We start from the raw sequence: 22,907 nt of genomic DNA on the forward strand, positions 1-22,907 counted from the left end.
ACAATGGAATAACCCGACACTTTCTAGCCCCCTCGAGCGCGGCCGTGAGTTGGGTAATCTTAGATCTTCCCTGTAACGAATTGAGAGTGTTTACGTGACTGAGCAGCCCAACTTTGCTGGTGCACACGACGACCGCGAGAGTGGCTCGGACTACGATGTAGCCGCCATTCACGCCAAGTGGCAAGCCAAGTGGGAAGAGCTCAAGCCGTTCGCGACGAGCGACCCCGAAGACAAGCGCCCGCGCAAGTACATTCTCGATATGTTCCCGTACCCCTCTGGCGACCTGCACATGGGTCATGCCGAGGCCTATGCCTTCGGTGACATCGCGGCGCGGTACTGGCGTCAGCGTGGCTTCAACGTTCTTCACCCCATCGGATGGGACTCCTTCGGCCTGCCCGCCGAGAACGCCGCTATTGAGCGCGGTATTGACCCTCGCGGCTGGACGTACGACAACATCGACCAGCAGAAGAAGAGCATGAAGCTCTACGGTGTCTCCTTTGACTGGGACCGCGTGCTGCACACGAGCGACCCCGAGTACTACAAGTGGAACCAGTGGTTGTTCCTCAAGATGTACGAAAAGGGCCTCGCGTACCGCAAGGACTCTTGGGTTAACTGGGACCCGGTAGATCAGACCGTTCTCGCGAACGAGCAAGTTCTGGCCGATGGCACGTCCGAGCGTTCGGGCGCCATCGTCGTCAAGAAGAAGCTCACGCAGTGGTACTTGAAGATCACCGACTACGCCGACCGCCTGCTCGATGACTTGAACCAGCTTGAGGGCGCCTGGCCGTCGAAGGTTCTCACGATGCAGCGCAACTGGATCGGCCGGTCGGTCGGTGCGGATGTCGACTTCGAGATCGAAGGTCGTGACGAGAAGGTCACGGTCTTCACGACGCGCCCCGACACTCTCTACGGCGTGACCTTTATGGTCGTTGCCCCGGATGGTGACCTTGCCGCCGAGCTGGTGGAGGGCACCGACGACGAGACCAAGGCCTCGTTTGCGAGCTACCTCGAAGCGACGCAGAAGCAGACCGAAATCGAGCGCAAGGATGCCACGCGTACCAAGACCGGCATCCCGCTGAACCGTTTTGCGATCAACCCGGTCACCGGGGAGCGCATCCCGATCTGGACGGCCGACTACGTGCTGGCTGACTACGGCCACGGTGCCGTGATGGCTGTGCCCGCGCACGACCAGCGCGACCTCGAATTTGCGATCAAGTTCAACCTGCCCGTGCGCGTCGTGCTCGACACGAACGCCGCCATTACCGGCGCGATTCCTATTCTTGAGCTCGACGAAAATGGCATGGCGATTCTGCCGGATGACCTGCCGCCGCTGAATCCCCGCGACACCGGTCAGTCGTTGCAGGGCGATGGCCGCATGATCAACTCGGGTCCGCTCGATGGACTCAGCAAGTCCAACGCGATCAAAAAGATCGTGGAACAGCTCGAAGCAGCTGGCACCGGCCGCGCCGCGAAGACGTATCGTCTGCGCGACTGGCTGATCAGCCGTCAGCGCTTCTGGGGAACCCCCATCCCGATCATTCACGGTTCGGATGGCGAACTCATCCCGGTTCCCTTCGAGCAGCTGCCCGTTGAGTTGCCGTCGACTGAGGGGCTCGACCTCAAGCCCAAGGGCAAGTCGCCGCTCGCGGCCGCCGAAGACTGGATCAACGTCGAAGACCCGCGCGACGGCAGCCCTGCCCTGCGCGATGCCGACACGATGGACACCTTCGTTGACAGCTCCTGGTACTTCTTGCGCTTCCTGTCACCGAACGATCCCGACCAGGCCTTCGACCCGGCGGAGGCCGAGAAGTGGGCTCCCGTCGACCAGTACGTTGGTGGCGTCGAGCACGCGATTCTGCACTTGCTGTACTCGCGCTTCATCACCAAGGTGCTCTTCGACCTCGGCTACGTGAGCTTCACGGAGCCCTTCAGTGCGCTGCTCAACCAGGGCATGGTTCTCTCTGAGGGCAAGAAGATGTCGAAGCGCAGCCGCAAGGCCGTGACCTTCTCGGGCGAAATTGCCGAGCACGGTGCCGACGCTCTGCGTCTGACGCTGGCCTTCGCTGGCCCGCCTGAGGAGAACATCAACTGGGAAGACGTGTCGCCTGCGGCGTCACACAAGTTCCTGGCTCGCGCCTTCCGTGTCGTGCGGGATGTCACGAGTGCTCCCGAGATCGAGTGGAAGACGGGCGACACCACGCTGCGCCGCGCCACCCACCGTTTCCTCGCTGATGGCCCTGGCCTTGCCGAGTCGTTGAAGTTCAACGTGCTCGTTGCTCGCATCATGGATCTCGTGAACGTGACCCGTAAGGCCATCGACACCGGTGCTGGCGGCGGCGATGCTGCTGTTCGCGAAGCAGCTGAAGTCATCACAATCGCCCTGAGCCTGTTCGCTCCGCACACGGCCGAGGAGATGTGGGAGAAGCTCGGTTACGAGCCCACGGTCGCTCTTGCTGGCTGGCGCAAGGCCGACCCGGCGCTCCTCGTTGAAGAGTCGGTGACGGCTGTCGTTCAGGTGGATGGCAAGGTTCGTGACCGCCTCGAAGTCTCGCCCAAGATCGACAGCGCGGACCTCGAAGCTCTGGCCATGGCATCAGAAGCGATCAAGCGCACCGTTGGTGACCGCGAGATTGTCAAAGTAATCGTGCGCGCACCCAAGATTGTGAGCATCGCGACTCGTCCACAGCTCACCGAAGGCTAAAACACTTCACACCTTGTAACTAAGCGCGCTCCGAGCAATCGGGGCGCGCTTAGTTTGTGCAGGTGGAAGAGTTCGAGCAGGCCCGTAAAGCGCGGCTACGAGTGCGCGTTGGCGCTGTCATCGTGGTGGTGCTCGTCGCGCTCGGGTGCGCTGTGCTTGCCACCACACTCAGTGGCAGCCCTACTGCCGTAGAGATTGCGCGCGGCGAAGTGGGCTCAGACGACGACGCGCTAGTGGTGGAATCGCCCGCTCTGTTCGTGCACGTTACGGGGGCGGTGGTACGCCCGGGGCTCTTCGAGTTGGCCGAAGGATCACGCGTAATCGACGCAATCGCGGCCGCCGGGGGCTTCACCGAGGACGCTAACCGTGATCAACTCAACCTCGCGCGCGTGCTGACGGATGGAGAGCAGTTTGCAGTGCCCGCTGCGGGCGACGAGGCTGACGCGGCTACGGCATCCGATGGTCGAGTCAATCTGAATACTGCGGATGCCGCGGCTCTCGATACGTTGCCTCGTATCGGGCCAGCGATGGCCGCTCGCATCCTCGCGTGGCGCGAAGCGAATGGACGTTTTACGAGCATCGATGATCTGCGCAATGTCGCTGGAATCGGCGACGCTACGTTCGACGGACTTCGCGAATTGGTGACGGTATGAGCCTCGACCTGCGGCTGAGTCTGCCCGCAGCGGGTGCGTGGCTCGTCGCCGTGTTGGTAATCGGAGTGCCGGCGTGGGCCCTTACCGTGGCTATCGCTTTGTGGCTTGCTTCCGCGCTGCTCATCGCGGGCGCACTGATGAGTCAGCGGCGTGTGCTCGCGAGCCTCGCCCTCGGGTGCGTTCTCGCCGCCCTCTGCTCGACATCGGTCAGCCTCCACGCTGAAAGCCGTCAGCCCGCGGCACTGGCGACGCTGGCGGCGAAACACACGACGGTCACCGCTACGGCTACAACCACCTCCGCCCTCCAACGCGACGCCGACTTTTTTCAGGCGACCATCACCCTGCTCGAGGTCGACGGCGAAACGTTCGAACTCGAATCGCCCGCTCTGATCTTCACAGAACGGGGCGGATTTGGCGCGGTCGCGGCTGACCCCGCTGAAGAACAGGACAGTGACCTCGCAGCGGGCGGTGAGGACGAGCCGTGGGGGATCGGCGTCACGTTTGCGGTCACGGGCACCTTGGCGAGCACCGCCCCGGGAGATGGGAGGGCGGTGTTGCTCTTCGCTACCGACGAACCAGAGTGGCAGGCCGATCCTGACTGGCAATTCGACTGGGCGAATGAGCTGAGACGCACATTCTCGGCAGCAACATCGCAGTTGCCTGGTGGTGGCGGCGAGCTCCTAGGCGGGCTCGCCATCGGCGATACGAGCGCGGTTAGTGACGACTTGGATGACGCGATGAAGACCAGCTCGCTGAGTCACCTCACCGCAGTTTCGGGCGCCAACTGCGCGATCGTCGTCGGCCTCATCATGGCTCTCGGTGGCCGGGTCGGCGCCACAAGGGCTTTACGGATCGGCCTCTCCATCCTCGTGCTGATCGCGTTCGTGGTTGTTGTCACGCCCGACCCCAGCGTGCTTCGTGCAGCGCTCATGGCGACGTTCGTGTTGATCGCGCTGGGCGGCGGCAGGCCTATCCGAGGTATGGCGGTGCTCTCACTCGCGACGATCGCGCTCCTCGTCTTCGACCCCTGGTTATCGCGCAACTTCGCGTTTGTACTTTCGGTGTTCGCCACGGCAGGTCTGCTTCTCTTTGCCGAGCCGCTCGCGCAGCTTCTGGGGCGCTGGATGCCGCGATGGCTGTCACTGGTGATTGCTGTGCCGTTAGCCGCTCAGCTCGCCTGCCAGCCCGTGCTGCTCCTGTTGCAGCCCTCATTGCCAACGTACGGCGTTCTGGCAAACGTGTTGGCGGCACCAGCGGCGCCCATTGCGACCGTCGTCGGTCTTGCGGCTTGCGTGGCGCTTTCTGTGCTCCCGGTCCTCGGGTTGGGGCTGATGTGGATCGCCTGGCTGCCCGCTGCGTGGGTCGCCGCGGTGGCGGACTTCTTTGCCGACGCTCCGTGGGCACGCATCCCGTGGTGGGAGGGCTGGGTGGGAGTGCTGACGCTCAGCGTGCTCACGGTTCTTCTCCTCGCTGCTCTTGTGACCAAGGGGATCTGGCAGACCCACGCCCTCACCTCGCTCGCGATCGCGTCCACGCTCGCCCTTGCTGTTGTGGTGGGATCGGCGGTGAGTGCGGCGATGACGTGGCCGAAGGAGTGGCAGTTCGCGCAATGTGATGTGGGCCAGGGCGATGCGGTGGTCATGCGCAGTGGCGAAGAAGTTGCTCTGATCGATACCGGCGCAGAACCGGATTTACTCAAAGCCTGCCTTGATCGCCTCGCAATTGACCGCATAGATCTGCTCGTGTTGACACATTTCGACCACGACCATGTGGGAGGAACGGAGGCTGTGGTCGGCCGAGCAGACGTTGTACTTGTCGGGCCCACTGGCTCGCCCACCGACGAAGCACTGCTCGACAACCTCGCGGCCGGTGGCGCACAGGTCGTTTCGGTGAACGCGGGAAATCGCGGGCAACTCGGCGAGCTACAGTGGGGCGTCCTCTGGCCACCTGCTCAGGTTGCCGGCATCGATCCGGGTAACGACGCGAGCGTTGTTATCGAGTTCCAGCCGCGCTCCGATTGCCTGAGACACTGCCTCAGCTCGGTTTTCTTGGGGGACCTCGGCGAGAGTGCTCAGTCGCGCCTCGTGGCAGGCCATACGTTCCGACAAGTGGATGTCGTCAAAGTCAGCCATCACGGTTCTGGTGACCAGTATCCGGCCCTCTATTCCGAGCTGAGAGCCACTCTCGGACTCATCGGCGTCGGCGCGGACAACGGGTACGGGCATCCGACCGACAGTGCTCTAGCCATGCTCGCCGACGCAGGCACCGCGGTAGCTCGAAGCGATCTGAACGGACTCGTGCTGGTGTCGCCCGCGAGCAGGTCCGGTGCCGTCTCAGTGTGGTCGGAGAAGGATGTGGGCGCCCGGCATTAGGCTGGGTTCGCAGTTCAAATTGAGGAGACTTGTGGCCGCCAGAACCCCCGCCCGACCGCCGGCGAAGTCCAAAGTCGCTATTCCGCAGTTGGCATGGAACAAGGTGCGCCCCGCACCGATCATTCTTGTCAGCGGCACGGAAGGTTTCCTCGCCGATCGAGCCATCCGTATGCTGCGCGACACCCTCAAAGTTGAAGACCCCAGTCTCGAGGTCAACGATCTCGAAGCCGATCACTACGGCCCGGGCGAGCTCATTAGTCTCGCCAGCCCCTCGCTTTTCAGTGAACCCCGGCTGATTCGAGTCACAAACGTAGAGAAGTGTACTGACGCTTTCATCACCGAAACGCTGTCATACCTCGAAGCTCCGGCCGAGGACACGTATCTCGTTCTTCGTCATGCTGGGGGAGTGCGCGGTAAGAAACTCCTTGACGCCATTCGTGCGGGCAAGGGCGGCGGGATCGAAATCACGTGTCTCGAACTCAAGAGAGACGCCGAGAAGTACGATTTCGCCTCCGCCGAGTTCGCCGCCAAGCGCCGCCGCGTTACCCCAGGCGCTTTACGCACCCTCGTTTCAGCGTTCTCTGCAGATCTTGCAGAACTAGCCGCAGCCTGCCAGCAGCTCCTCGCCGACGATGCCGACGAGATCAACGAAGCCACTGTTGCCCGCTATTACTCGGGCCGCGTCGAAACCAGCGCCTTCAAAGTCGCAGATTCAGCGATTGCCGGGCGTTCCGGTGAAGCTCTTGTGCTTTTGCGTCACGCTCTTGCTTCGGGCGCCGACCCGGTGCCAATCGTCGCCGCTTTTGCAGCGAAGCTGCGAACGATGGCGAAGCTTTCCGGGGGTTCAATGTCTTCAGGGCAAGCCGCCAAGACCTTCGGCATGGCTCCCTGGCAGGCCGACCGGGCGATGAAAGATTTGCGCGGCTGGAGCGATGCAGGGCTTGGCTCCGCCATTGAGGCCATCGCCGATACAGATGCTCAGGTGAAAGGGTTGGGGCGCGACCCTGTGTTCGCGCTGGAGCGCATGATTTCTGTGGTCGCCGCCCGGGGCATCCGCTAGCTCGAAAGCACCGCTCAACGACAAAAGCCCCTGACCGCGAGCGGTAGGGGCTTTTGTGTGTTCGGCGTCATGCCGATCAGAGAGCTTTAGAGAGCTGCAACCTGCTTGGCGATGGCCGACTTGCGGTTCGCTGCCTGGTTCTTGTGCAGAACGCCCTTGCCAGCAGCCTTGTCGAGCGACTTGGATGCGAGCTTCAAGCTTGCGAGGGCGGCGTCTTTGTCGCCAGCCTTGATCGCTGCGCGCGTGGCGCGGATAGCCGTCTTGACCTGGCTCTTGACCTGGCGGTTGCGGTCTTGTGCCTTCTTGTTGGTACCAATGCGCTTGATCTGCGACTTAATATTTGCCACGTTTATGTGCTTTCTTGTTTGTGGATCAGAGATGGTGGGCGGCCGTGGAAGAGAATCGGTGTTCTGATTCCCGGCCGCGATGCGCATACCGTTCGACGAAGAACCATATGCATAAGCCAACAGGCAACGTTACCAGCGCGGTGGAGCTATGGCAATTGCGGAGCAATTGCGCGACCCCAGCGCCGTGCAAACTTGTTTGCGCGGTTCCGGTGGAGCTATGGCAATTGCGGAGCAATTGCGCGACCCCAGCGCCGTGCAAACTTGTTTGCACGGTTCCGGTGGAGCTATGGCAATTGCGGAGCAATTGCGCGACCCCAGCGCCGTGCAAACCTGTTTGCGCGGTTTACTAAGCCTTCAGCGCCGCTGACTTGTCCTGTAAGCAATCTCCAGAATAGTGAACGTGTCTGTGTGCCGTTGTTGCCACGCCTGGCTCTCGGGTTAAAGTCCCCATCAGAGTTCGCCGGCACGTCGGCAGGCGGGCCGTCCCCCTGCACTTTCGGGGGTTACCCCGATACCCGACGGTCGTCGGCTTTTTTACCTTAGATACATGACCTCTTCAACCCTTTCAGTTTCATCCGCAACTGACGAGCGCACCGCTACTGACGTGCCCACCTCTACTGACGTGCCCACCTCTACTGACGTGCCCACCGCTACTGACGTGCCCACCTCTACTGACGAGCACAGCACCGCGTCCGCCCCTCGCGCCGCAGCCTCCCGCACAATGAGCGTGCTCGCGCTCTGCCTCGGTATCGCGTCGCTCTTCTTTGCGCAGAGCGTTGTCGTGCCGCTGGCTGCGGTGATCTTGGGTGTGTTCGGCTCGCGCGATGAACCAACGGGACGGGGTTTCTCTATTTGGGGGATCGTCCTCGCCTGCGTTGCCACCTTCGGCTGGGTGTTGGTCGTTATCGCTGGGGCACTGGCGACTCTGCCATTCCTCTTGCTGGCGGCAGCGTTCTAGCGGCACTTTCTGGCGCATTGACAGCCCGAGCATCCGCCCCCGTAATGGCTCCGGCCTGTCGTATTGGGCGGGTGCGCGCAGGAACGTCCGCTTCATGGGAGAATTGGGCGGATGTCTCCTCGCGCCTCTTACACACTTGAGCCTGCTTCGACCGATCCTGCGTTTATCCGCAACTTTTGCATCATTGCGCATATCGATCATGGCAAGTCCACCCTCGCTGACCGCATGCTGTCGGTCACGGGGGTTGTTAGCGACCGCGATATGCGGGCGCAGTACCTCGACCGTATGGATATCGAGCGTGAGCGCGGCATCACGATCAAGAGCCAAGCCGTTCGAATGCCGTGGGCGCTTACCGACGAAAACGGTAAGGAACAGTCCTACGCGCTGAACATGATTGACACTCCTGGTCACGTGGACTTCACCTACGAGGTGTCCCGCTCGCTGGCCGCCTGCGAAGGAGCCATTCTTCTCGTTGATGCCGCTCAGGGTATCGAGGCTCAGACTCTCGCCAATCTCTATTTGGCGATGGAGAACGACCTCACGATCATTCCGGTGCTGAACAAGATCGACCTGCCGGCAGCAGATCCCGACAAGTACGCCGAAGAAATCGCTGGCCTCATCGGTTGCGACCCGTCGACGGTGCTGCGCGTCTCGGGCAAGACCGGAGTAGGTGTTTCTGAGCTTCTCGACGAGGCTACGCGACTCATCCCGGCTCCGGTCGGTAACCCGGATGCTCCGGCTCGCGCCATGATTTTTGACTCGGTGTACGACGCCTACCGTGGCGTTATTACCTACGTACGTATGGTCGATGGCCAGCTCTCGCCGCGCGAGAAGGTCATGATGATGTCGACTAAGTCGGCTCACGAACTGCTTGAAATTGGGGTGAGCTCTCCCGAGCCGACTCCCACGAAGGGCCTTGGCGTTGGTGAAGTGGGTTACCTCATCACCGGTGTGAAAGACGTGCGCCTGAGTAAGGTTGGCGACACCGTCACGAACCATGCCAAGCCGGCCGAGATAGCCCTCAAGGGCTACTCAGAGCCGAAGCCCATGGTGTTCTCGGGGCTGTACCCGATCGATGGCTCCGACTACCCGGTGCTGCGCGAAGCTCTCGACAAGTTGAAGCTGTCGGATGCCGCCCTCGTTTACGAGCCCGAGACATCCGTAGCTCTTGGCTTCGGTTTCCGCTGTGGTTTCTTGGGCCTGCTGCACTTGGAAATCGTGCGCGAGCGTCTCGAACGCGAGTTCAACCTCGACATGATCGCTACGGCTCCTTCGGTTATTTACGAAGTGATGGGCGACGACAAGAAGTTCACGACTGTGACGAACCCGAGCGAATTCCCTGGCGGAAAGATCGCGAGCGTTTCTGAGCCGATGGTGAAGGCTTCCATCCTGACCCCCAAAGACTTCGTGGGTACGGTCATGGAGCTGTGCCAGTCGCGCCGCGGCACCATGCAGGGCATGGAATACGTCGGTACCGACCGCGTAGAGCTTCATTACACGATGCCCCTCGGCGAGATCGTGTTCGACTTCTTCGACCACCTCAAGAGCCGCACCCAGGGCTATGCGAGCCTCGACTACGAGCCCAGTGGCGACCAAGAGGCTGACCTCGTGAAGGTTGACATCCTGCTGCAGGGTGAGGCCGTCGACGCGTTCAGCGCCATCGTGCACCGCGATAAGGCTTATGCCTATGGCGTTCTCATGACGGAACGCCTCAAGAACCTCATCCCGCGCCAGCAGTTCGAGGTACCGATTCAGGCCGCCATCGGCGCTCGCATCATTGCGCGGGAGTCGATCCGTGCGATGCGTAAGGACGTTCTCGCTAAGTGCTACGGCGGTGACATCAGCCGCAAGCGCAAACTCCTCGAGAAGCAGAAGGAGGGCAAGAAGCGCATGAAGATGGTTGGTCGCGTCGAGGTTCCGCAGTCTGCCTTCATCGCTGCGCTTTCGGGCGAAGTCGAAGCCGGAAAAGACAAGAAGTAAACCGATGGATGCGCGCACCTACCCCAATGCCCCTGTTACGTATGGGGCGGTCGGTGCCACGCGTGGCCATACCTTTACGGTGCTTCCCCCTGCCGGATTCCGCCGGGTTCAACGCAGCGCTCGAATCGGGCATGGAGAAGATCGCTGGGCGTTCGCACGCGAACAAGTGTTGACCTGGGGGGTGAAACGTCGCAGCGGGTTTGGCGTGACGCTTCTGCCTCGCGATCCGCACGGTGAGAACCGGGATCTGTCGGTCGACAGCAGCGCGCATCCTCATGTGCGCGCCGGAGACACCATCGTGCTCTCGATAGGCAGCGGTCGGTTTACGGCCCATGAGCCCGTGCGGGTGGTCTACGTGGTCGACGACCCGAAAGTTGCCGGCTTTGCTTACGGAACGCTCGAAGGGCATCCGCTGCGGGGCGAAGAGTCATTCATGGTAGAGCTGCGCGACGACAACTCAGTGTGGATGACGGTGCGATCATTTTCTCGACCGGCATCCTTCAAATGGATGTTGGTGGCTCCGGCTCTTCGAATCTTCCAATACATCGTCGTGACCCGCTACCTGCGTGCTCTTTCCGGAGCAATTCGTTCGTCGGAATAACGACCCGGAGACCGTGGCTCAAGCGGAGCCGAGCGTGCACCTAGCTACTCGACGTTAGTCCTGCCGAACTTCACTGCTGCATCCTGCGCGGCGTTGCGATCAGCCTCGGCGTGCGAGTTCGTCGATAGTGCCCAATACATCCTCGAGACCACCGACCAGATCGTCGACGACGACGAGGGCACTGGTGTCGCGGAGATCGGCCACGCTGTAAGCCCCGGTTGCAACGGCGATGAACGGAATTTGAGCTGAATCGGCAGCTATTCCGTCGTTCGGGGTGTCGCCAATGATGACGCTGGGGCGGTCACCGAGCATGGTGGCGACGAGCGATGTGAGGTGGTGGCGGTCAGGCGAACGGTCGCCGAAAAACGAGTGAGTCCAGTCGAAGTCTTCTTCTGAATAGCCGGCGGCGGTGAGTTTCACGCGCGAGTGCTGCGGGCCGTTGCCCGTGAGCAGCGCATTGGTCCATCCGTGACCGGCCGCGTGGAGGAGCGCTGCCGGGCCGCCGGGTACTGCCGTTCGCACATAGCCAGTCTCGAGCAGCTTGGCGGTGCGCACGTCTAGCTCGGTGAGCACATCGTCGAGCATGGCGGCGGGATGCCCGTTGATCTCGAGAAGCGCAGCGAGAATCTGGCCTTCGGTCTGCCCGTGCGGGTTCGTGATGAACTGGCGGGGAGCTTCACCCGTGACGTGGGTGAACGCCTCGAGGTAGACGGTGGCACCGTCCGTGGAGTTGTGGATGAGCGTTCCGTCGATGTCCCAGAGAATGTGCATAGTCACCCATCCATGCTCCCACGCGAGAGGTGCGACAATTGACGGGTGCTGCTCGCCGTCATGAGCGGCGCACTTTCTTCATCAGTTGTTAGGGGATTAGTTCGTGCCAGGTGCGTTGCCGATAGCTGATCCTGCTCCTCTCGATGGAGCCTTGCCGGCCAGCGTCGCTGTCGGTTCTGGCGACCGTGACTGGAGTGTGTACATCCACGTTCCGTTCTGTCGGGTGCGCTGCGGCTACTGCGACTTCAATACCTACACGGGTGAGGAACTGCGCGGAGCTAAGCGGGCGGACTACGCCGACGAAGCAATAGCCGAAATTAGGCAAGCAGCCACCGTGCTAGAGAATGCGGGCGTAGCGCCGCGCAAAGCCTCAACGGTCTTTTTTGGCGGCGGCACCCCCACTCTGTTGCCGGTAACCGACCTCACTCGAATGCTTGCCGCGGCGCGCGATACGTGGGGTTTTGCGGATGACGTCGAAGTCACCACCGAAGCCAACCCCGACTCTGTCGACAGGGAATACCTTCTCGCGCTCAAAGAGGCTGGCTTCACTCGAGTGTCTTTCGGGATGCAGTCCGCGGTGCCGCACGTGCTCGCCACGCTGGAACGTACTCACGACCCCGAGAAGGTTCCGCACGTCGTGAAATGGGCTCGTGAAGTTGAGCTCGACGTGAGCGTCGACCTCATTTATGGAACTCCGGGGGAGTCGTTGGCCGATTGGGAGCGCTCGCTCGATCACGCCATCGCGCAAAATCCAGACCATATTTCGGCCTACGCGCTCATTATCGAGACTGGCACCAAGCTGGCGGCGCAGATCAAACGTGGCGACGTCGCTCCGGTCGACGACGACCTGCAGGCCGACATGTATGAGTTGGCCGATAAGAAGCTCGCCGCCGCAGGTTACGACTGGTACGAGGTTAGCAACTGGGCCAAACGTGATGACAATCCCGCTGTTAGCCACGCGAGCCGTCACAACCTCGGTTACTGGCTCGGTAATGACTGGTGGGGCGTCGGCCCGGGGGCGCACAGCCACGTCGGCGGGGTGCGCTGGTGGAACGTCAAGCACCCGGCGGCGTATGCCGACCGGATTGCTGCCGGGCACTCACCGGGAGCCGGGCGCGAGACGCTTGCTGATTCCAGCAAATATCTCGAGCATGTTCTCCTTCGTGCGCGAGTTCGCGATGGGCTAAAGACAGCGACGCTCGATGCTGAGGGTCGCACCGCCGTTGCCGGACTGATCGCTGACGAGTTGGTGGAGGCTCCGGCCGCGTTCAGAGGCACGATAAACCTCACGCTCAAAGGGCGCCTGCTCGCGGATGCCGTAGTGCGGCGATTGCTAGCAGACGCCCCCATTTAGAGCGAAAGTTCGAGTTACTTGATGAACTCGATGGTCAGCGGGTACTTGTACGCCTGTCCATTGTTGGCAGCAACCGCTGCAATGATGCTGAAGATCAGGATGATGATCGCCACGGCAAACATGGTCAGGTAGCCGATGACTACAAGCATCAGGATCACCGAAACTGCGTAGGCGATCGCCATGGTTATTTGAAAGTTGAGTGCGGTTCGTGCGTGGGCGTTGATGAACGGCCCGCGGTCTTTGAAGACGAGGTAACCCACTAGTGCGGGAACGAAGGAAAAGAAGATTCCCCCGACGTGAATGAGTGTCGCCCAGAGCTTTTCGTCGCTCGGACTCATCGGTTGGATCGGTGCGTACGGCGAGGCGGGGGGCGGTGTGGAATCTGACATGGCTCTATTAAAGCCTTACTTGGACAAAAAAGTAGCCCCGAGAGCAGAAGCTCCCGGGGCTCACTCGCTATCGACTTAGCCGATAAGCAGAATTACTTGATGAGGCGCAGTGCGAAGGGGTAGCGGTAGTTCGTGCCGTCCTTAGCCTTGGTGAAGCCGATGATCGAGAAAATCACCGACACAATGAAGACGATCGGAAGCAAGATTCCGCCGATGACGACGGCAATCAGAATGTTCGAGATCACGTAGGCGATGGCAACGGTGATCTGGAAGTTCAGTGCTTCTTTTGCTTCGGTGTTGGTGAATGCGCCGCGGTCTTTGAAGACCAGCCAGATAATAAGCGCGGGAAGGAATCCCAAGATTCCACCCAGGTGAGCGAATGACGCCCACTGGTTGTCCTCAGCCGTTGTCAGTTGAGCTGCCGGCTGGGGGGCTGCGGGCTGCGGATTTGCGTCAGTCATGTGTTCGTGCCTTTCAGGTGAACGAGGGAAGTTCCCGGGTTTCATCAAAGTGCTCGGTGTCACACCTGAGCATTTCCTCAAAAGGGTAGCGCTCAAGTACAAAGACACGCTACTGGTATGACTCGCGCGGTGCAACGGCTGTGTCGTGGTGTGTCGAGTAAGATTGGCAGTCGAACGGATTGAGTGCCAATCAAGAGAGGTGGGTGGTGGAATGGTTTCCGCCCGCGGTCTTGACGTGCTTCGTGTCATCGTGCAGGACTACGTTGCGACGCGTGAGCCTGTCGGATCCAAGTCAATCGTTGAGCGACATTCCTTCGGAGTATCCGCTGCAACGATTCGCAACGACATGGTCTTACTCGAAGACGAAGAGCTCATTACGGCGCCCCACACCTCGTCCGGTCGCGTGCCGACCGATAAGGGCTACCGCATGTTTGTAGACCAGTTGGCTGACTTGCGCCCCCTCACGAGCGCACAGCGCCAAGCGATTGAGTCTTTTCTGGGTCAGGCCGACGACTTGGATGACGTACTTGCGCGTTCAGTGCGCCTGCTGTCTCAGCTGACCAACAGTGTGGCCCTGGTTCAATATCCTTCGCTGGCTACGGCCCGCGTGCGGCACGTGGAACTGGTTCCGCTTTACGCGACCCGCATCATGACGGTGTTCATCACCGACTCCGGCCGGGTAGAGCAGCGTCTGATCGATGTCGTTGAGCCGCTTGACGAAGTCTTCCTGGGCGAAGTTCGCGCCAAGCTGAATTCGGCGCTGACGGGGCAATCGCTCCCGGAGGCCGCGGATCGGCTAGCCAGCTTCGCTCAGATTTTTCCCCTGGAACGTCAAGCTTTTGTGGGCAAGATTGCCTCGAGCTTGGTCGAGCAAGTGTTGGCGAACCGTGCCGACAAGCTCGTACTCGCGGGTACCGCAAACCTGGCGCGTACCGAACAAGACTTCACCGGCAGCATTTTTCCTGTGCTCGAGGCAATAGAAGAGCAAGTAACGTTGTTGCGCCTCTTTGGGGAGATGGAAGTAGCAAATGGATCGGTATCCACTCGCATTGGGCGCGAGAACGCAGAATTTGGACTAGAAGAGACATCCGTTGTCACCGGAGGATATTCCTCCTCGGGCGGCGGGGTCTCCCGCGTGGGCGTGCTTGGCCCGACGCGAATGGATTACTCAAACAATATGGCGGCGGTCCGTGCAGTAGCGCGGTACCTGTCTCGACTTTTAGAAGACAACTGAGCTCGTAAGGAGCAATCGGAACTTTGGCAGATCATTATGAAGCCCTCGGCGTTGCCCGCGAAGCGACCCCGGAGGAAATCAAGAAGGCGTACCGCAAGCTCGCTCGCGAGTTGCACCCCGACGTCAACCCCAGTGCGGATGCATCGGAGCGTTTTAAGTCGGTGACTCACGCGTATGACGTACTGAGCGATCCGCAACAGCGTCAGCAATACGATATGGGCGGCAACGGCGGTTTCGGCGGCGGCGGAGGAGGATTCGGCGGTTTCGGCGACATCTTCGAGACTTTCTTCGGCGGGTCAAGCCAGACTGCCGGCCCGCGTTCGCGTCGCGAGCGCGGTCAAGATGCGCTGCTGCGTATCGAGGTCAGCCTGAAAGACACGATGTTCGGTGTGACCCGCGATCTCGAGGTCAACACTGCCGAGCTGTGTGAGACGTGTGAGGGCAGCTGTTCTGCTCCCGGCAGCTCACCGGTTCGTTGCGATATCTGTCAGGGCAGTGGTCAGATTCAGCGTCAGGTTCGAAGCCTTCTCGGCAACGTAATGACGTCGAGCCCGTGCGGTACCTGCCGTGGTTACGGAACCATCATTGTCAACCCCTGCGCCACGTGTGCTGGCCAGGGGCGGGTACGGGCCCAGCGCACTCTGTCCGTCGACATCCCCGCCGGCGTTGAGACGGGACTGCGTTTGCAGATGCCCGGTCAGGGCGAGGTCGGCCCCGCTGGCGGCCCCAATGGTGATCTGTTCCTCGAGATCAAGGTGCGGCACCATGATGTCTTCAGTCGCGCCGACGACGACCTGCTTGCCACGGTCGAGGTCGAAATGATTGACGCGATTCTCGGTACTACCGTGAAACTCGATGGTCTCGATGGTGACATCGAAGTGAACATCAAGCCGGGCACACAGAGCGGCGAAGTGCTCACGGTTCGTGATCGTGGAATCACCAGTTTGCGCGGCACTAACCGCGGCGACCTGCGGCTCGGCATCCAAGTTGTCACGCCGACGAAGCTCAGCGGTGCCGAACAGACTCTGATCAAGCAACTCGCCGCCGTGCGCAAGAGCAAGAAGCCCCACTTCGCAGAATTCCAACAGGGCTTGTTCTCCAAACTTCGAGATCGGTTCCTGTAGCTCGCTATGGCACATCTGTATATCGACGAGGAGCTCGGCGAGGTGGCGGTTGGCGCTTCCGTTTCGTTGGGCAATGCCGAAGCGCGGCATGCGGTCACGGTGTCGCGCCTCAAAGTCGGCGAAACAATTGCGATCGGCAACGGCGCGGGGCTGATCGTTTCGGGCCCCATCACCGCGGCCGAGCACACTGAGCTCACCATTCAGGTTGTCGATGTACAGCAATCGCTGCGGCGAACCCCCGCGGTGTTCCTGGCCCAGGCCCTCGCAAAGGCCGATCGTGACGAACTCGCGGTGCAAGTTGCCACCGAACTCGGCGTTGACGGCGTCATCCCGTGGTCGGCGGCGCGCAGCATCTCTCGCTGGCAAGGCTCGAAGGTTACTAAGGGCCGCGATCGCTGGGCGGCCATCGTTCGCGAAGCGAGCAAGCAATCGCTACGAAGCTGGATCCCTGATGTTCTCGACCTCGTGACGACGAAACAGCTGGCGGCGTTTGCCTCCACGACGCGGATGCTGGTGCTGGAGCCCACGGCGACGCAAACTCTCGCTGAACTTGAAGTAGATGATCGTGACATCGTGCTCGTCGTGGGGCCGGAAGGCGGTGTCGCAGATCACGAGCTCGAACTCTTGACCGCGGCCGGAGCATCCACAATTCGATTGGGCAGTGAAGTGTTACGCACGTCGACAGCGGGGCCCGCAGCTATAGCGGCATTGAACGTCAAGCTTGGCCGCTGGAGCTAGAGGTTTAGGCTAGAGCTATGTCCGATTCCCCTTCGATCTTCACGAAGATCATCGCCCGCGAGATTCCCGCGGATATCGTTTTCGAGTCAGACGCGATCATTGCGTTTCGCGATATCGCGCCGCAAGCCCCCGTGCACCTGCTGGTCGTGCCTAAAACGGAGGAGTTCGCCAACGTCACCGAGCTTGCCGCCGGCAATCCCGCACTGCTGGCTGAACTCGTGTCGGTCGCCCAGAAGCTTGCCGACGAACACGCAGGCGGACAGTACAGACTGATTTTTAACACCGGTGAAAACGCCGGTCAAACCGTATTCCATGTGCACGCTCATGTGCTCGGTGGAAACCTCGAGGAAGGCACCCTTGGTCACTAGTGACTCCGAGTCCGCAGGTTCGACAGAGCGCGAGAGCGTTTCAATTGAAGTAGACGGCGTCGCCATGGTTCGTCTACTCGGCCCGCAGGATCGACTGCTCAAAGTCGTCGAAAGCAAATTTCCGAGCGTCGAAATGCATGTTCGGGGTAACGAAATTACTCTGAGTGGCGACTCGGCTTCAGTCGAATCCGCGAAAGAGCTCGTCGACGAACTGGTCACGATGGTGCGTGGCGGACATGACCTCGGCGAGATCGAGGTCGATGCTTCGGCGAAAATTTTGCGTGGTAACCAAGGCAGTCCACAGCAGTTGCTCGGTCAAACCATTCTGACGACGCGCGGCAAAGCGATCCGTCCGAAGACGCTGGGGCAAGCTCAATACGTCGATGCCATGGACAACAACACCATTGTGTTTGGCATCGGTCCCGCGGGAACGGGAAAGACCTACTTAGCGATGGCGAAGGCTGTGCAGGCCCTGCAACGCAAAGAAGTGGACCGCATCATCCTGAGCCGTCCGGCAATCGAAGCGGGGGAGCGGCTTGGGTTCTTGCCCGGTTCCCTCACCGATAAAATCGACCCGTACCTGCGCCCTCTCTACGACGCGTTGAACGACATGATGGACCCCGAACTCGTGCCCAAGCTGCTCGCTGCCGGCACAGTGGAGGTCGCACCGCTCGCCTACATGCGCGGTCGCACACTCAACAACTCGTTCGTCGTTCTTGACGAAGCCCAGAACACCACGCCCGAGCAAATGAAGATGTTTCTGACGCGTCTTGGCTTTGATTCTCAGATGGTCATCACCGGTGATATCACCCAGGTCGACCTGCCCGAAGGGGCGAGTGGCCTCAAACTCGTCTCGAACGTGCTGCGAGACATCGACGACATCCACTTCGCCGAACTGTCGAGTGCCGATGTCGTGCGTCACAGCCTGGTGGGCCAAATCGTGGATGCCTACACCACCTACGATGCCGAAAAGCAGCGCGACGAATACAACCGCAAGAACCGGCCGCCTAAGCGCAGCCGCAATCACGAGAGGCCCTAACGTGTCGATTGAGATCAACAACGAATCGGCCATCGAGGTAGACGAGCACGCTTTTCAGCGACTCTGCACCTTCGCCCTCGACCAGCTTCACGTGCATCCGGATGCGGAACTCGGCATTGTCTTTGTCGACGAGGCCGCCATGGAACAGCTTCACGTGCAGTGGATGGACGAGCCCGGTCCCACCGACGTCTTGAGCTTTCCCATGGACGAGCTGCGCCCCGGGACCGAAGACCGTCAGACACCCGCCGGACTGCTCGGCGACATCGTCGTATGCCCCCAAGTGGCGATCGTGCAAGCCGAGGCCGCGGGTCACAGCCCTCTCGAAGAGATGCTGTTGCTGACCACTCACGGACTGCTGCACCTGCTTGGATTCGATCACGCTGAGCCAGAAGAAGAAAAAGAAATGTTTGGCCTTCAGCGCGAAATTCTGTTGGGGTTCGCCCTGGCAGAACGAAGTTAGTAGCCGGTTGTGCTGATCGGAATTTTCATCACCGTCGCGATTCTTTTAGTGTCGCTCGGTGGTTTGCTTGCCGCTGCCGACTCGGCGCTTACGGTACTGAGCCGTAGCGACCTCGTCGAGCTGGCCGGACGCAGCCGTGCGCAGAAGTCGATTCTCGCAATCTCGAAAGACACGGGCGCGCATATTAATGCGCTCAACTTCATGCGAATCGTCGTGGAGACCACTGCGGCAGTGCTCGTCACGCTCGTGTTTGCCTCGGCCTTCGAGCAGTGGTGGCTCGTGCTGTTGTTCAGCGCGCTCATCATGACCGGAGCATCGTTCGTGCTGGTGGGCTCCAGCCCCCGCAGCGTCGGGCGTGCTCACTCTCGCAAGGTGTTGCAACTCTCGGCACGGTTTATTCGCGGCATCCGCGTGATTGTGGGCCCGATCGCTGACGCTCTTGTCGCGATCGGCAACCGAGTGACTCCGGGTCGACCCCGAACGGCGACGTTCTCTAGTGAAGAGCAACTGCTGAGCATGGTGGATGAAGCCACCGAGCACGAAGTTCTTGACCAAGATGATCGCGACCTCATCCACTCCATCTTCGATTTCAACAGCACGGTGATCCGTGAGGTCATGATCCCGCGCACCGACATGGTGACGGTTGAAGCGGATGTCACGGCCAGTGCCGCTATGGGCCTCTTTCTGAGCCGCGGAGTGTCGCGAGTACCGGTGATCGGTGACGACATCGATCAGGTGATGGGGGTGCTGTACCTGCGCGACATCGCGCGCGTGGTGTATGAACAGCCGGCCGAAGCCGACAAGCTCACGACTCAGGCGCTGGCTCGCCCCGCGCTTTTCGTGCCGGAATCGCAGCGTGCCGATAGCCTGTTGCGCCAAATGCAGCTCGAATCGAATCACCTCGCCATGGTCGTCGATGAGTACGGCGGTATCGCAGGGCTAGTCTCGCTAGAAGACCTCATCGAAGAACTCGTGGGAGACATCTCTGACGAATACGACCGCGAAGTCGCCGAGTTTGAAGAGCTGAAAGATGGCTCGTACCGTGTCAGCGCTCGCCTGCCGATTGATGAACTGGGCGATCTCTTCGGACTTGAGCTGGATGATGACGAAGTCGACTCCGTCGGCGGGCTCATCATGAAAACTCTGGGGCGACTCCCCGAGAGCGGAGCAGTGGCACACTATTCAGGACTCGTTCTGACGGCAGAACGTACCGAAGGCCGGCGCAAACGCATCAGCACCGTGTTGGTGTCGCGCGATCCGTGGCTCAATGACCAGAATGACTCAGGCTCGAATGAACGAGAGAACGGTGAATCACAGTGACCGACACCAGTGAATTCAGAGCAGGATTTGTGACCTTTGTGGGTCGACCCAACGTGGGTAAGTCCACGCTGACTAACGCGCTCGTGGGCGAGAAGGTCGCGATCACCTCGTCGAAGCCGCAAACCACGCGCCGCGCCATCCGGGGCCTCGTGCACCGCGAAGATGGTCAACTCATCATCGTGGACACTCCCGGTATGCACCGCCCGCGCACCCTGTTGGGCGAGCGCCTCAATTCCATCGTGAAAGATACCCTCGGCGAAGTCGACGTCATCGGCCTCTGTATTCCGGCGAACGAGAAAATCGGCCCCGGTGACCGGTATATCAACGAGCAGCTTGACTCTTTCCCGCGCGCTAAGAAGGTCGCCATCGTCACGAAGATTGATGCCTCCTCGCGCCCCGGCGTCGCGGAACAGCTCAAAGCCGTGGCAGAACTGCGCGACTGGGACGAGATTATTCCGATCTCGTCGTTCGACGACATCCAGCTCGATATTCTTGCAACCGAGCTCGTGAAGCTCATGCCGGTGTCGGCTGCGCTGTACCCGAACGACGCTGTCACCGACGAGTCAACTGAGTCGCGCGTTGCCGAGTTGATTCGTGAGGCCGCGCTTGAGGGCGTCATGGACGAACTGCCGCACTCCATCGCCGTCACGATCGACGACATGATCGAGCGCGATGATAAAAACCTTCTCGAAGTGTTCGCGAATATCTTCGTTGAGCGTGATAGCCAGAAGGGCATCATTATCGGCAAGGGGGGCGAGCGTCTGCAGGATGTCGGTGCGCGAGCTCGCGCCGAGATCGAGAAGCTCGTCGGCAAGCAGATCTTCCTCTCGCTTCGTGTAAAAGTTGCCAAAGAGTGGCAGCGCGACTCTAAACAGCTCGGGCGCCTCGGCTTCTAGAGCATCGCCACAGCATCGCGGCAGCGCGGTAACAGTCGAAGAACCAGTCCTGCGGTGCCGCTCTCGCAGTGCTAGGGTGAAATTATGTTCTTCGGTTTGCTCCTCCTTAGCTGCCGCGACGAGTCCTAACCCAGGCCTCACTCGTCGCGGGGTTTGTCATTGGCTGACCAGATTCGTTGCGAGTGGCCCAGAAGGCCTTGAGAACAGCAGGAGCTTGACATGAAAAACAATCAGTCCGCATCATCGATGCCCGTCCACAAGTACCGTCCGTTTCACGAGATCATTTCTGTTGATCTACCGGACCGCACGTGGCCGTCGAAGCGCATCACCGAGGCTCCCCGCTGGTGTGCCGTCGATCTGCGCGATGGTAACCAGGCCCTCATCGACCCGATGAGCCCCGAACGCAAGCGGATCATGTTCGATCTGCTCGTGAAGATGGGCTACAAGGAGATCGAGGTCGGTTTCCCCTCGGCGAGCCAGACTGACTTTGACTTCGTTCGCTCGCTCATCGAGACAAACGCGATTCCGGATGACGTCACTATTCAGGTGCTGACGCAGGCTCGTGAAGAACTCATCGTGCGCACCTACGAGTCGATCAAGGGCGCTAAGCAAGCGATCGTTCACCTGTACAACTCAACGAGCGTGCTGCAGCGTGATGTCGTGTTCCGCAAAGACAAGCAGGGCATCATCGACATCGCCCTCAACGGTGCTCGGATCTGTAAGGCATCCGAGGCTATGGTCCCCGAGACCGACGTGTACTACGAGTACTCGCCCGAAAGCTACACCGGAACCGAGCTCGAGTTCGCGGTTGATATCTGCAACCAGGTGCTCGAAGTCTTCAAGCCCACGCCGGAGCGTAAGGTCATCCTGAACCTGCCCGCCACCGTCGAAATGGCTACCCCCAACGTGTATGCCGACTCGATTGAGTGGATGTCGCGCCACGTGAACCACCGTGAGAGCGTCATCATCTCGCTGCACCCGCACAACGACCGTGGAACGGGAATCGCTGCGGCAGAGTTGGGTTACATGGCCGGCGCCGATCGCATCGAGGGATGCCTGTTCGGAAACGGTGAGCGCACCGGAAACGTCGACCTCGTCGCTCTGGGGCTCAACCTATTTACGCAGGGAATCGACCCGCAGATCGACTTCAGCGACCTCGACGAGATTCGTCGCACCGCCGAGCACTGCAATCAGTTGAAAGTGCACGAGCGCAGCCCCTGGGCTGGAGACCTTGTCTACACCGCTTTCAGCGGATCGCATCAGGATGCGATCAAGAAGGGTTTCGAGTCGATGGCGGCTCAGGCCGAACGCGAGGGTAAGCACGTCAACGATCTAGTCTGGGCTGTTCCGTACCTGCCGATCGACCCCAAGGATGTTGGCCGCGGCTACGAAGCCGTCGTGCGCGTGAACTCGCAGTCGGGTAAGGGTGGCGTGGCCTACCTGCTCAAAACCGACCACAACCTCGACCTGCCGCGCAAGCTGCAGATCGAGTTCAGCGGCGTTGTTCAGTCGAAGACAGATTCCGAGGGTGGCGAAGTCTCGAGCGAGCAAATCTGGACGGCTTTCCAAGACGAATACCTGCCAGCATCCGCCGATCACGCCGAGGAAAAGTGGGGGCGCTACGAACTGCTGGCGACCCGCACCACCAGCGCGAATGATGGCGAAGTTAGCCTCGACGCTCGACTGCGTGTCGACGACGGCGAGACCGACGCCAGCCACACTGGTAACGGCCCCATCGACGCGTTCTTGGGCATGCTCTCCGCTCAGGGACAAGGAATTGAAGTCAAGCTCTTCGACTACGTTGAACACACCATGGGGGTCGGCAGCAATGCTCAGGCCGCGGCCTACGTCGAACTCGATATCAACGGTCAGCGTCTCTGGGGCGTCGGTATTGATGGTGACATCTCGCGGGCATCACTCGAGGCGATCGTGTCGGCTGTCAACCGTTGGGTGCGTGCCTCGCAAAACGCTCCTGAATCTGAACTGATCGCTGGGTAGTTTCAGCTTTCGCAAATGCCCTGCGGCTCGCTGAGCTGTGGGGCGTTTGTTCGTTAACGGCGGCTGCGGCGAGGAGTTAGCGG

The 22,907-nt window shown here is 60.6% G+C and carries 21 protein-coding genes; 17 read left to right on the forward strand and 4 right to left on the reverse strand.

Going from position 1 to position 22,907, the window contains the following annotated elements; translation table 11 throughout:
* Positions 1-94: 94 nt before the first annotated feature.
* From leuS to holA, 4 genes are all read left to right on the forward strand, one after another.
* Positions 95-2,701 carry a leucine--tRNA ligase gene (gene leuS, locus I6E58_RS07240; protein WP_129071615.1) on the forward strand — a complete coding sequence of 869 codons (2,607 nt, stop codon included), beginning with the start codon at positions 95-97 and terminating at the stop codon, positions 2,699-2,701.
* A 62-nt stretch (positions 2,702-2,763) separates the two neighbouring features.
* Positions 2,764-3,354: a ComEA family DNA-binding protein gene (locus tag I6E58_RS07245; protein WP_307842016.1), complete on the forward strand. Its 591-nt coding sequence runs from the start codon at positions 2,764-2,766 to the stop codon at positions 3,352-3,354.
* Entirely contained in the window at positions 3,351-5,726 is a 2,376-nt protein-coding gene (locus I6E58_RS07250) for a ComEC/Rec2 family competence protein (RefSeq protein WP_197131799.1), read from the forward strand. Before I6E58_RS07245 ends, I6E58_RS07250 begins: the two co-directional genes overlap by 4 nt.
* A 31-nt stretch (positions 5,727-5,757) precedes the next feature.
* The gene (holA, locus tag I6E58_RS07255; RefSeq protein ID WP_197131802.1) at positions 5,758-6,786 is read left to right on the forward strand and encodes a DNA polymerase III subunit delta; all 1,029 of its coding nucleotides are present in this window, start codon (positions 5,758-5,760) and stop codon (positions 6,784-6,786) included.
* A gap of 86 nt (positions 6,787-6,872) precedes the next feature.
* Here the strand turns inward: holA and rpsT are convergent, their stop codons facing one another.
* Complete coding sequence (gene rpsT / locus I6E58_RS07260; protein WP_197131805.1) at positions 6,873-7,133, reverse strand: 30S ribosomal protein S20; 261 nt, start codon at positions 7,131-7,133, stop codon at positions 6,873-6,875.
* A 547-nt stretch (positions 7,134-7,680) separates the two neighbouring features.
* Here rpsT and I6E58_RS07265 point away from each other — a divergent pair.
* The 3 genes from I6E58_RS07265 to I6E58_RS07275 all read left to right on the forward strand — a co-directional run bounded on the left by I6E58_RS07265 (position 7,681) and on the right by I6E58_RS07275 (position 10,672).
* Entirely contained in the window at positions 7,681-8,091 is a 411-nt protein-coding gene (locus tag I6E58_RS07265; protein WP_197131808.1) for a DUF4190 domain-containing protein, read from the forward strand.
* Between the two features lie 111 nt (positions 8,092-8,202).
* On the forward strand, positions 8,203-10,071 hold the full coding sequence (lepA, locus tag I6E58_RS07270) for a translation elongation factor 4 (RefSeq protein WP_197131811.1): 1,869 nt from the start codon (positions 8,203-8,205) through the stop codon (positions 10,069-10,071).
* Between the two features lie 4 nt (positions 10,072-10,075).
* Positions 10,076-10,672 (forward strand): DUF1990 family protein, encoded by a 597-nt coding sequence (locus tag I6E58_RS07275; protein ID WP_197131814.1) that lies wholly within the window; start codon positions 10,076-10,078, stop codon positions 10,670-10,672.
* 99 nt (positions 10,673-10,771) lie between these two features.
* Here the strand turns inward: I6E58_RS07275 and I6E58_RS07280 are convergent, their stop codons facing one another.
* Entirely contained in the window at positions 10,772-11,443 is a 672-nt protein-coding gene (locus I6E58_RS07280; RefSeq protein ID WP_231595425.1) for an HAD family hydrolase, read from the reverse strand.
* Positions 11,444-11,546: 103 nt separating this feature from the next.
* Here I6E58_RS07280 and hemW point away from each other — a divergent pair, with 103 nt between their 5' ends.
* Positions 11,547-12,797 (forward strand): radical SAM family heme chaperone HemW, encoded by a 1,251-nt coding sequence (hemW, locus tag I6E58_RS07285; protein ID WP_197131817.1) that lies wholly within the window; start codon positions 11,547-11,549, stop codon positions 12,795-12,797.
* A gap of 14 nt (positions 12,798-12,811) precedes the next feature.
* Here the strand turns inward: hemW and I6E58_RS07290 are convergent, their stop codons facing one another.
* Both I6E58_RS07290 and I6E58_RS07295 read right to left on the reverse strand, forming a co-directional pair.
* On the reverse strand, positions 12,812-13,186 hold the full coding sequence (locus I6E58_RS07290; protein WP_231595165.1) for a DUF4870 domain-containing protein: 375 nt from the start codon (positions 13,184-13,186) through the stop codon (positions 12,812-12,814).
* Positions 13,187-13,278: 92 nt separating this feature from the next.
* Positions 13,279-13,647, reverse strand: a complete 369-nt coding sequence (locus I6E58_RS07295) for a DUF4870 domain-containing protein (protein ID WP_129071605.1) — start codon at positions 13,645-13,647, stop codon at positions 13,279-13,281.
* Positions 13,648-13,858: 211 nt separating this feature from the next.
* Here I6E58_RS07295 and hrcA point away from each other — a divergent pair, with 211 nt between their 5' ends.
* The 9 genes from hrcA to leuA all read left to right on the forward strand — a co-directional run bounded on the left by hrcA (position 13,859) and on the right by leuA (position 22,824).
* Positions 13,859-14,881: a heat-inducible transcriptional repressor HrcA gene (hrcA, locus tag I6E58_RS07300; protein WP_197131820.1), complete on the forward strand. Its 1,023-nt coding sequence runs from the start codon at positions 13,859-13,861 to the stop codon at positions 14,879-14,881.
* Positions 14,882-14,904: 23 nt separating this feature from the next.
* On the forward strand, positions 14,905-16,005 hold the full coding sequence (gene dnaJ, locus I6E58_RS07305) for a molecular chaperone DnaJ (protein ID WP_197131823.1): 1,101 nt from the start codon (positions 14,905-14,907) through the stop codon (positions 16,003-16,005).
* A 6-nt stretch (positions 16,006-16,011) separates the two neighbouring features.
* Positions 16,012-16,743, forward strand: a complete 732-nt coding sequence (locus I6E58_RS07310; RefSeq protein WP_197131826.1) for a 16S rRNA (uracil(1498)-N(3))-methyltransferase — start codon at positions 16,012-16,014, stop codon at positions 16,741-16,743.
* A gap of 17 nt (positions 16,744-16,760) precedes the next feature.
* Positions 16,761-17,111 carry a histidine triad nucleotide-binding protein gene (locus tag I6E58_RS07315; protein WP_197131829.1) on the forward strand — a complete coding sequence of 117 codons (351 nt, stop codon included), beginning with the start codon at positions 16,761-16,763 and terminating at the stop codon, positions 17,109-17,111.
* Positions 17,101-18,150 (forward strand): PhoH family protein, encoded by a 1,050-nt coding sequence (locus tag I6E58_RS07320; protein WP_231595166.1) that lies wholly within the window; start codon positions 17,101-17,103, stop codon positions 18,148-18,150. The genes I6E58_RS07315 and I6E58_RS07320 overlap by 11 nt, the downstream gene beginning before the upstream one ends.
* Position 18,151: 1 nt before the next feature.
* Positions 18,152-18,610 (forward strand): rRNA maturation RNase YbeY, encoded by a 459-nt coding sequence (gene ybeY, locus I6E58_RS07325; protein ID WP_129071599.1) that lies wholly within the window; start codon positions 18,152-18,154, stop codon positions 18,608-18,610.
* Between the two features lie 9 nt (positions 18,611-18,619).
* A complete protein-coding gene (locus tag I6E58_RS07330; RefSeq protein ID WP_197131833.1) occupies positions 18,620-19,930 on the forward strand; it encodes a hemolysin family protein in 1,311 nt (436 codons plus the stop codon).
* Positions 19,927-20,826 carry a GTPase Era gene (era, locus tag I6E58_RS07335; RefSeq protein ID WP_129071597.1) on the forward strand — a complete coding sequence of 300 codons (900 nt, stop codon included), beginning with the start codon at positions 19,927-19,929 and terminating at the stop codon, positions 20,824-20,826. Before I6E58_RS07330 ends, era begins: the two co-directional genes overlap by 4 nt.
* Before the next feature lie 219 nt (positions 20,827-21,045).
* The gene (gene leuA, locus I6E58_RS07340) at positions 21,046-22,824 is read left to right on the forward strand and encodes a 2-isopropylmalate synthase (RefSeq protein WP_197131836.1); all 1,779 of its coding nucleotides are present in this window, start codon (positions 21,046-21,048) and stop codon (positions 22,822-22,824) included.
* Positions 22,825-22,907 lie beyond the last annotated feature (83 nt).

It is taken from the genome of Salinibacterium sp. SWN1162 (genome assembly GCF_015864675.1).
GTDB lineage: Bacteria > Actinomycetota > Actinomycetes > Actinomycetales > Microbacteriaceae > Rhodoglobus.